Here is a 9,564-nt window from a genome sequence, read left to right as displayed (position 1 = left end):
GTGGAAGGTCACCCCGTAGGCGCCCAGCTCCGACAGACGCCGCACCGACACCACCGGATCCAGCTCCGCCCGGGTCGCGTCCCCGAACGGATCCCTGCCCTGCCAGCCGACGGTCCACAGACCGAACGTGAACCTGTCCTCAGGAGTGGGGTTGAAGCGCTTCGACATCGTGCGGCCCTTGCTGTCGTACCGTCGGCTCCCACGCCGGACGGTTTTGTTTGATGGCATGACTAATACGTCACGAAGCGGCTTCCGCGCTAGACCCACGAGCCACCCTCCTCTCCGTGAGTGCCTCGTTCCCTTCGGTTAACAGGCCAGTTCAGCGCCGAGATAGCTGCTCCGGAGCCCTTCCCTGGAGATTTGTTTTGTGTACGATCAAATGGCTCCTGAGACGTCACGCACTCCTATCCGACCGCTCTCGCCCCACCCGAGGAAGATCATGAAGTTCACCGACGGCTTCTGGCTCGTCCGCGAGGGCGTGCACCTCTCGTACGCCACCGAAGTACGCGATGTCCGCGCCCAGTCGAAGCGCTTCACTGCCCATGCCGCCGTGAAGAAGGTGACACGGCGGGGTGACACGCTCAACGCCCCGCTCGTCACCGTCGACTGCTTCTCGCCGGCCGAGGGCGTCATCGGCGTCCGGGTCACCCACCACGCGGGCAAGCGGAATCCCGGCCCCGACTTCGCGCTGACCGGCGCGCCCGGCGACGCGGGCGAGGTGCGCCAGGACGGCTCCGTCACCGAGCTGACCAGCGGCCCGCTGACCCTGCGCCTGGACCGGTCCGCGCCCTTCAATCTCGCCTTCCTCGACGCGGACGGGCGGGAGCTGACCCGCGCGGACGCCAAGAGCACCGCGTACGCCACCACCGGCGACGGCGCCCACCACATGCTGAGCCGGCTCGCCCTGGGCGTCGGCGAGAACGTCTACGGCCTCGGCGAGCGCTTCACGCCGTTCGTCAAGAACGGCCAGGTCGTCGACGTCTGGCAGGCCGACGGCGGCACCAGCAGCGAGCAGGCGTACAAGAACATCCCGTTCTACCTCTCCTCGCGCGGCTACGGCGTCTTCGTCAACCACCCCGGCGCCGTCTCCTTCGAGGTCGGCTCGGAGTCGGTCGGGCAGGTGCAGTTCAGCGTCGAGGACCAGACGCTGGAGTACTACGTCGTCGCCGGCCCCACCCCCAAGGACGTCCTCGGCCGCTACACGGCCCTCACCGGCCGCCCGGCGCTGCCGCCGGTGTGGTCCTTCGGCCTCTGGCTCAGCACCTCCTTCACCACGTCCTACGACGAGGCGACGGTGACGTCCTTCGTGGACGGCATGTCCGAGCGCGGCATCCCGCTCTCCGTCTTCCACTTCGACTGCTTCTGGATGCGCGAGTACCAGTGGTGCGACTTCGAGTGGGACCCGGACGTCTTCCCGGACCCCGAGGGCATGCTGGCCCGCCTGAAGGCGAAGGGGCTGCGGATCAGCGCGTGGATCAACCCCTACATCGGCCAGAAGTCCCCGCTCTTCGACGAGGCGGCCGAACTGGGCCACCTGGTGCGCCGCGCGAACGGCGACATCTGGCAGTGGGACCTGTGGCAGGCCGGCATGGGCCTGGTCGACTTCACCAGCCCCGAGGCCCGCGCCTGGTTCCAGTCGAAGCTGAAGCCGCTGCTCGACCAGGGCGTGGACACCTTCAAGACCGACTTCGGCGAGCGCATCCCCACCGACGTGGTCTGGCACGACGGGTCCGACCCCGAGCGGATGCACAACTACTACACCCAGCTCTACAACCAGACCGTCTTCGAACTCCTGGAGAAGGAGCGCGGACAGGGCGAGGCGGTCCTGTTCGCCCGCTCGGCGACGGCGGGCGGCCAGCAGTTCCCCGTCCACTGGGGCGGTGACTGCTGGTCCTCCTTCGGCGCCATGGCCGAGTCCCTGCGCGGCGGACTCTCCCTGTCCCTGTCCGGCTTCGGCTTCTGGAGCCACGACATCGGCGGCTTCGAGGGCACGCCGGACCCCGCCGTCTTCAAGCGGTGGCTGGCCTTCGGCCTGCTCTCCTCGCACAGCCGCCTGCACGGCTCCTCGTCCTACCGGGTGCCGTGGGAGTTCGGCGAGGAGGCCGTGGACGTGGCCCGCCGCTTCACGCTGCTCAAGCACCGGCTGATGCCGTACCTGTACGGTGCCGCCGCCGACGCCCACCGCACCGGCGTGCCGGTGATGCGGCCGATGGTCCTGGAGTTCCCCGGCGACCCGGCGTGCCGCCCGCTGGACCGGCAGTACATGCTCGGCCCCGACCTGCTGGTCGCGCCGGTCTTCACCGAGGACGGCGAGGTGGAGGTCTACCTCCCGGAGGGCACGTGGACGCACCTGCTCAGCGGCGAGAAGGTCACCGGCCCCGGCTGGCGCACCGAGCGCCACGGCTACGACAGCCTGCCGCTGTACGTCCGTGAGGGCGCCGTCCTGCCGCTGGGCGCCGACGACCAGCGTCCCGACGGCGACTGGCTGGACGCGCCGACGCTGCTGGTCCACCCGACCGCCGCGCCCGACTACACGGCCGAGGTCACCGTGCCGGACGCGACGGGGGCGCCGGCGGCGACCTTCCGCGTCCGCCGCGCCGGCGACACCCTGACGGTCACCGCCGACGGCACGGACCGTCCGTTCACGGTCCGGATCGCGGGCGGCGCGAGCGCCGAGGGCACTGGAGAGGTGACGGTTCCGCTCGCCTGACGACGGAACCACCATGGCAGCGGGGCCCGGACGCCTGACGGTCCGGGCCCCGCGCCCGTGCGGTCCTGCGGGCGCCGAGCGGCACGGGTACAGGGGCCGCCGGTCCCGCGGGTCGGCGGCCCCGGACCGTGCCGGGTCCGGGGCCGTCGGCACGCCGGTGGTCAGTCGTTCAGGAGGGCGAGGGCCGTCAGCAGGCGGTCCACGTCCTCCGGGGCGCTGTACGGGGCCAGGCCGACGCGCACCGCGCCCTCCGCGCCCAGGCCCAGCGCGCGGGCCGCCTCCACCGCGTAGAACGAACCGGCCGGCGCGTCCACGCCGTGGGCCGCCAGGTGGGCGTAGACCTCGGCGGGGCGATGGCCGGCCACCGTGAACAGGAGCGTCGGGGTGCGGTGGGCCGCGCGGGAGTACACCGTGACGCCGGGCAGCTCCGCCAGCCCCTCCTCCAGCCGGGCGCGCAGCGCCCTCTCGTGCGTCTCCAGGGCCGCGAAGGACGCGATCAGCCGCTCCCGGCGGGTGCCCCGCGCCTCCGGGTCCAGTCCGGCGAGGAAGTCCACGGCCGCCCGCGCCCCGGCCAGCGACTCGTACGGCAGCGTGCCCAGTTCGAAACGTTCCGGCACGGTGTCCGCGGACGGCAGCAGCTTGTCCGGGCGCAGCGACTCCAGCAGTTCCGCCCGGCCGGTCAGCACTCCCAGGTGCGGACCGAGGAACTTGTACGGCGAGCAGACCAGCGTGTCCGCGCCGAGCGCCGCCAGGTCCACCACCGCGTGCGAGGCGTAGTGCACCGCGTCGACGTGGAACAGCGCCCCGGCCCGGTGGGCGAGGGCGGCGAGCGCAGGCAGGTCGGGCACCGTACCGATCAGATTCGACGCGGCGGTGACCGCCACCAGCCGGGTGCGCGGGCTCAGCACCGCTCGGAGGTGCTCGGGCCGCAGCTCACCGGTGGCCGGGTCGAACTCGGCCCACCGCACGGTCGCCCCCGCCGCCTCGGCCGCCTGCGTCCACGGCCGGATGTTGGAGTCGTGGTCGAGCCGGGTCACCACCACCTCGTCACCCGGCCCCCAGCCCTTGGCCAGCGTGCGGGACAGGTCGTAGACGAGCTGCGTGGCGCTGCGCCCGAACACGACCGTGCCGGGCGTGGTGCCGAGGAGGTCGGCCAGCGCCGACCGCGCCTCGGTGACGATCCGGTCGGAGTTGCGCTCGCCCTCGGTGTGCCGGCCGCGGTTGGCCAGCGGAGCGGTCAGCGCCGCCGCGATCGCGTCGATCACCGGCTGCGGGGTCTGGGTACCGCCCGGCGCGTCGAACCGCGCGGTACCGGACTTCAGGGCGGGCACGCGCGCGCGGACCGCGGCGACGTCGTAGGCCATGGATGCGACTCCAGGGAGGAGGAGAATGAGAAGGGGGAGAGGGGGACGGGTCAGGCGATACGGTCCTTCGGGCGGGGCGGCATGTACGTCGTACGGCTGGGCCGCACCCCGAGCCGCACCTGCGACTCCAGCCACATGATCGCAGCACCCGTGGGGTCCACGACAGGGACGAACGCGCCCTCCGCGGCCAGCCGCTCCTGGAGCGCCGCGGCCACGCCCAGCATCCCGGTGCAGCCGAGCACGATCACGTCGGCCTCCCGCGCGGCCACCGCCGCACGGGCCTGCTCCGCCAGGGCGTCCAGCAGCCGGTCGCCCGCGTCGAGGTCCAGGACCGGGATGTCGACGACGCGGATCGGACCGACCCGCTCGGTCAGCCCGTAGCGCCGGACCAGACCGTGCAGCATCGGCAGCACGTTCGGCAGGACGGTGACCACGCCGGTCCGCTCGCCCAGCGCCAGCGAGGTGAGCACGGCCGGTTCGAACCCACCGACCACCGGGATGTCCACGATCTCCCGCGCCGCCTGCACCCCGGGGTCGCCGAAGCAGCTGACGAAGACCGCGTCGGCGCCGTCCTCGGCGGCCTCCCGGACCGCGTCGAGGATGCCGGGCGCGGCCAGCGCCTCGTCGTACTCGGACTCGATGGACGCGGTACCGCGCGCGATCCGGCGGACCTCGACCTCCGTGCCCGGCGCGGCCCAGGCGCCCACCTCCTCGCGGACCTCTTCGGTGAACGCGTCGGTGATGACGGGGAGCACGACCGTGAGCTTCACAGCACCTCCAAGGGGTGACGGGGAGTGCGCCCACCCTTCGCGCCGCGCCGGGCGCCCACAAGGTGCGGTCCGCACAGCCCGACCCCGCCGGCCGTGCACCCCGCACCGCCTGGCACGTACCGGCGGCCAGGTGGCCGATTCCCCGCTGTGCACAGTGCACCGTCAACGCCGCGCGGCGGTGCCCTGCGCACGGTGACCGGGCGTGACGGGCGGCCTAGTCTCGCCCCACCGCCCCCGCACACGGCCGTCCCCCGCCCCGTCCCCGCCTGCCCCCTGGAGTCCTCATGGCGTCCACCTCAGGCTCGTCGTCGTCCGGTTCCAGCCATGCCGACCGGGTCCCCGACGACCCCGCCCCCGCCGGTCACGTCCACGACGACGACGTCCACGACGATGACGTCCACGACGACGGTGTCCATGACGACCACGTGCTGGCCCGGGTGCCGAAATCGGCCCGGTTCCACTGGTTCTCCGTCGCCACCCAGCGTTTCGGCCAGCTCTCCACACTGGCGAGCTTCCTCATCGGCGCCACCCTCGGCTTCGGCATGACCTTCTGGAACGCCGTCCTCGCCATCACGCTCGGCGCCGTGATCCTGGAGATCATGACGATCTTCACCGGCATCGCCGGACAGCGCGAGGGTCTCTCCACCTCACTGCTGGCCCGCTGGACCGGCTTCGGCGCGGCCGGCGCCTCCCTGATCGGCCTCGCCATCAGCATCAGCGCCGTCGGCTGGTTCGGCATCCAGAACGCCGTCTCCGCCGACGGCCTGGTCGAACTGGTCGGCTTCCTGCCCTCCTGGGGGTGGGCCCTGGTGGTCGGCCTGATCATCACCGCCGTCGTCGTGTACGGCGTCGGCTCGATGGCCTGGGCCGCCTACATCACCGTCCCCGCCTTCCTGGTCATGGCCGGCTGGTCGATCGCCGTCGAACTGTCCAGGCACGACCTCGGCGCGCTGACCTCCGCCGAGCCCGCCGGACCGCCGCTCTCCCTGCTCCAGGGCACCACCATCGTCGCGGGCGGCTTCATAGTCGGCGCCGTCATCACCCCCGACATGAGCCGCTTCAACCGCAGCGCCAAGGACGTCGTCAAGCAGACCGTCGTCGGCATCACCGTCGGCGAGTACGTCATCGGGCTGATCGGCGTGCTCCTGGCGCTCGCCCTGCGCACCAGCGACGTCATCGCCATCGTCACCTCGACCTCCGGCTTCCTCGGCACGCTGATCATCGTCGCCGCCACCGTCAAGGTGAACGACTGGAACCTGTACGCGGCCTCGCTCGGCGTCGTCACCTTCGCCGACCAGACCTTCGGCCGCCGCCTGCACCGCGGGGCCGTCACCGTCGTCGTCGGCGTCCTCGGCTCCGTGCTGGGCGCGGCCGGTGTCCTGGACAGCTTCACCGACTTCCTCGACCTGCTGGGCGTCCTGTTCCCGCCGATCGCCGGGATCATGGTCGCCGAGTACTTCGCCGTCAGGACCTGGCGGTCCAGACTGGACGAGACCCGGGCCACGGGCGAACTCCCCGCCACCTCACCTCTGTGGGTCCCCGCGAGCCTCGTGGTCTGGGCCGTCGCCGCCTTCGTCGGGAAGTACGTCCACTGGGGTCTGCCGTCGATCAACTCGGTCGTCGTCGCCTTCGTGCTCTACGTCGCGGCGGCCCGCCTCGGCCTGGTCCGCGGCGTGGGCACCGCACCGACCCGCCGGGCCGCCCCCGGCGCCACCACCGCCTGACACCCGGCCCCACCCCGGCCGGGCCGGCCGACAAGAGAAAGGCAGGACACCCACCATGCTCCGACTGGGCATCGACGTGGGCGGCACCAACACGGACGCCGTCCTCATCGACGGCGACCGGGTGCTGGGCGCCGTGAAGGCGTCCACCACGGCCGACGTCACCGGCGGCATCGTCACCGCCCTCGCCGACCTGAAGCGGGCCACCGGCTTCGACCCGGCGGCCGTCCACGCGGTGATGATCGGCACCACCCACTTCATCAACGCCCTCGTCGAGGGCGAACGCCTCACGCCCACCGCCGCCATCCGGTTCGGCCTGCCCGCCACCCGCGCGCTGCCCCCGCTGGTCGACTGGCCCGACCGGCTGGTCACGGCCATCGGCGGGCACAGCTACCTGTGCCACGGCGGCCACGAGTACGACGGCAGCCCCATCGCCGCGTTCGACGAGGCCGAGTTCCGGGCGGTCCTGGACCGGGCCGTCGCCGCCGGCGCCGGCTCCTTCGCGCTCTCCTCGGTCTTCTCGCCGGTCAACGCCGAGTTCGAGACCCGCGCCGCCGAGATCATCGCGGAGCAACTGCCCGGCGCCCCGGTCAGCCTCTCCCACGAGATCGGCCGGATGGGGCTGCTCGGCCGGGAGAACGCCACCGTCGTCAACGCCGCCCTGCGCGGCCTCGCCGACCAGGTCGCCACCGGCCTGACCCGCACCGTCGCCGACGCCGGCATCGACGCGCCGGTCTTCCTCAGCCAGAACGACGGCACCCTGATGGACGTCGACTACGCCCGCCGCTACCCGGTGGCGACCTTCGCGTCCGGCCCCACCAACTCCATGCGCGGCGCCGCGTTCCTGTCGAAGCTGCCCTCCTGCGCGGTCGTCGACATCGGCGGCACCACCAGCGACGTCGGCATCCTGCAGAACGGCTTCCCGCGCGAGGCGTCCACCGACGTCAGCGTCGCCGGTGTGCAGACCAACTTCCGCATGCCCGACGTGCTGTCCGTCGGCATCGGCGGCGGCAGCCACGTCCTGCGACAGGCGGGCGGCACCGCCGTCGGACCCGCCAGCGTCGGCTACCGACTCGCCCAGGAGGCCCTCGTCTTCGGCGGCACCCGGCTGACCGCGACCGACGTCGCCGTGGCAGGCGGCCGCGCCGACGTCGGCGACCGCTCGCTCGTCGCCCACCTCGACCGGGACGTGGTCGACACCGCCCTCCGCGTCATCGACGACCGGCTCGCCGAGGTCGTCGACCGGATGCGGGCCTCCGCCGAACCCGTGCCCGTCGTCGCCGTCGGCGGCGGCAGCATCCTGGTCCCCGAGGACCTCCAGGGCGCCTCCGAGGTCGTCCGCCCCGACCACTTCGCCGTCGCCAACGCCATCGGCGCGGCGATCGCCCAGGTCGGCGGCGAGGTCGACCGGGTCTACTCGGTCGTGCCGGGCGCCCGGGACGCCGTACTCGACGAGGCCCGCCAGGAAGCCGTCGACCGGGCCGTCGCCGCGGGCGCCCGGCCGGGATCGGTCGACATCGTCGACATCGAGGAAGTACCGCTGGCCTACCTGCCGGGCAACGCCACCCGGATCCGCGTCAAGGCCGTCGGAGAGCTGAGCCTGGGAGGCCACGATGCGTGAGATCACCGCCGACAACCTGCCCGACCTGGCCCGCGGTGCCGCCGTGCTCGGCACCGGCGGGGGCGGCGACCCGTTCGTCGGCCGCCTCCTCGCCCAGCAGGCCCTGAGGCGGCACGGACCGGTCACCCTCGTCGACGTCGACGAGATCGGCGACGACGCCGTGGTGATACCCACCGCCTTCATGGGCGCGCCCACCGTGATGCTGGAGAAGCTGCCGTCCGGCGACGAGATCCTCGGGGCGATGCGCGCCCTGGAGGAACTCCTCGGCCGCAAGGCCACCCACACCGTCTCGATCGAGGCGGGCGGGCTGAACTCCATGTCGCCGTTGGTCGCCGCCGCCGAGGCCGGCGTCCCGCTGATCGACGCCGACGGCATGGGCCGCGCCTTCCCCGAGCTGCAGATGCTGCTGCCGACCCTCGGCGGTGTCCGGGCCTCCCCGATGGCCCTCGCCGACGAACGCGGCAACTCCGTGACCCTGCGCACCGGCACCAACGCCTGGGCGGAGCGGCTCGCCCGCGCCGCCACGGTCGAGATGGGATGCAGCGCCGCGGTGAGCCTGTACGCCCTCACCGGCCGCCAGGCCAAGGACCACCTCGTACGCGGCACCCTCACCCTGTGCGAGGAGGTGGGCCGCGCCATCCGCGAGGCCCGCGAGGGCCACGACGACCCCGTCGCCGCGGCGGCCGGCGTGCTCGGCGGCCGGACCGTCTTCACCGGCAAGACCGTCGACGTGCGGCGCACCACCAGCGGCGGCTTCGCCCGCGGCACCGCGCGGATCGCCGGTCTCGACGCGGACACCGGCGCGGAGCTGGAGCTGTCGTTCCAGAACGAGAACCTGGTCGCCGCCCGGGACGGCGAGGTCGTGGTCAGCGTCCCCGACCTGATCTGTGTCCTGGACACCGACTCCGGTGAGCCGGTCACCACCGAGACCCTCCGCTACGGACTGAGGGTCAGCGTCCTCGGCGTGCCCTGCGACCCGCGCTGGCGCACCCCCGAGGGGCTGGCCCTGGCCGGGCCCGGCTACTTCGGCTACGAGCACGCCTACGTGCCGTTCAGCGGCGCCGGGGTGTGATGATCGAAGGGTGACCTCGTACGCCGCCACCCCGGTACCCGCGCCGCTGACCGCCGCGCGGGTACCGGCGCTGGCCGCCGGGGCGACGCTGCTCGGCTCGGGCGGCGGGGGAGAGGTCGCCACCGGCGCGCTGCTGCTCCGCCGTGAACTGGGCGCCGGGCCGCTGCCTCTGGTCCCGGCCGCCGCGCTGCCGCCGGAGACCCTCGTCGTCCACGTCGGGCTGGTCGGCGCGCCCGACGTGCTCGCCGAGCGCCTCGCCGACCCCGAGGACTTCGCGCAGGCCGTGCGGGTCGCCGCGGCCGCCGC

The 9,564-nt window shown here is 73.2% G+C and carries 7 protein-coding genes and 1 pseudogene; 5 read left to right on the top strand and 3 right to left on the bottom strand.

Annotated features, from left to right (window positions below; all coding sequences use genetic code 11):
• A pseudogene (locus UW392_RS31055) lies at positions 1 to 168 on the bottom strand (xylose isomerase); the annotation flags it as partial.
• A gap of 271 nt (positions 169 to 439) precedes the next feature.
• On the opposite strand from UW392_RS31055, the gene yicI reads away from it, so the two are divergent.
• Positions 440 to 2,710, top strand: coding sequence for an alpha-xylosidase (gene yicI / locus UW392_RS31050; RefSeq protein WP_320778485.1), 2,271 nt, complete (start codon positions 440 to 442; stop codon positions 2,708 to 2,710).
• A gap of 161 nt (positions 2,711 to 2,871) precedes the next feature.
• Here yicI and UW392_RS31045 read toward each other — a convergent pair whose 3' ends face one another.
• Positions 2,872 to 4,074, bottom strand: coding sequence for a cysteine desulfurase-like protein (locus tag UW392_RS31045; RefSeq protein WP_320778484.1), 1,203 nt, complete (start codon positions 4,072 to 4,074; stop codon positions 2,872 to 2,874).
• A gap of 50 nt (positions 4,075 to 4,124) precedes the next feature.
• The gene (locus UW392_RS31040; RefSeq protein WP_320778483.1) at positions 4,125 to 4,844 is read right to left on the bottom strand and encodes an aspartate/glutamate racemase family protein; all 720 of its coding nucleotides are present in this window, start codon (positions 4,842 to 4,844) and stop codon (positions 4,125 to 4,127) included.
• Between the two features lie 284 nt (positions 4,845 to 5,128).
• On the opposite strand from UW392_RS31040, the gene UW392_RS31035 reads away from it, so the two are divergent.
• From UW392_RS31035 to UW392_RS31020, 4 genes are all read left to right on the top strand, one after another.
• Entirely contained in the window at positions 5,129 to 6,568 is a 1,440-nt protein-coding gene (locus tag UW392_RS31035) for a cytosine permease (protein WP_320778482.1), read from the top strand.
• Positions 6,569 to 6,623: 55 nt separating this feature from the next.
• A complete protein-coding gene (locus tag UW392_RS31030; protein WP_320778481.1) occupies positions 6,624 to 8,186 on the top strand; it encodes a hydantoinase/oxoprolinase family protein in 1,563 nt (520 codons plus the stop codon).
• Positions 8,179 to 9,258, top strand: coding sequence for a DUF917 domain-containing protein (locus tag UW392_RS31025; RefSeq protein ID WP_320778480.1), 1,080 nt, complete (start codon positions 8,179 to 8,181; stop codon positions 9,256 to 9,258). Before UW392_RS31030 ends, UW392_RS31025 begins: the two co-directional genes overlap by 8 nt.
• 10 nt (positions 9,259 to 9,268) lie before the next feature.
• A partial coding sequence (locus UW392_RS31020) for a DUF917 family protein (RefSeq protein WP_320778479.1) occupies positions 9,269 to 9,564 on the top strand: 296 nt, incomplete at its 3' end.

It is taken from the genome of Streptomyces sp. CRN 30 (genome assembly GCF_034105845.1).
The sequence above is the reverse complement of the archived record's forward strand: the minus strand, read 5'-3'. Positions and strand labels throughout refer to the sequence as shown.